The organism is Microcystis aeruginosa NIES-4325 (assembly GCF_008974145.1).
GTDB classification, from domain to species: Bacteria; Cyanobacteriota; Cyanobacteriia; order Cyanobacteriales; family Microcystaceae; genus Microcystis; species Microcystis aeruginosa_G.
On record NZ_BJKP01000126.1, the window covers coordinates 1 to 454 of the forward strand.

Below are 454 nucleotides of genomic sequence, written 5' to 3' on the forward strand. Positions count from 1 at the left end.
TAGATAATGTCTTAAACGTGTGTTCTCACCCTCTACTCTGGTCATATAAGTCTTACTAAGTACCTAAGCAAAATTAATTACACATTTCGATAAAGCTTTTGCCTATTGCCTATTGCCTTTTGCCTATCCTAACCAAGAAATTAATTTTGCACGACTACTTAATTATATGGTCGCCCTCTGCTATAAAACATGGATAAACTGACCATCCATCACTCACATAAAAATAGCATCCCCAAGACTTAACTAATTCCCATAATGGGCGAAACGTTTCGCTACTATGGTCTCCGATTACCCAACCTAAAATTCCTTTTTTAAAGTGGTCAACCGCTGTCCACACCCAGATTTTGTTTTTTTTGAGCCAACAAAGGTTTCCAATTCATCCAGTTCCCCTACTTCAGGAATTGTTTGGTGGCTACTAGGAACCCCTGGCAAAATTCAAGCACAGATTTTACCC

Annotated in this window: 1 pseudogene; it reads right to left on the reverse strand. The window is 38.8% G+C overall.

Annotation, left to right across the window (positions count from 1 at the left end):
* Positions 1-160: 160 nt before the first annotated feature.
* A pseudogene (locus tag MiAbW_RS19295) lies at positions 161-408 on the reverse strand (IS1 family transposase); the annotation flags it as partial.
* Positions 409-454: the final 46 nt, after the last annotated feature.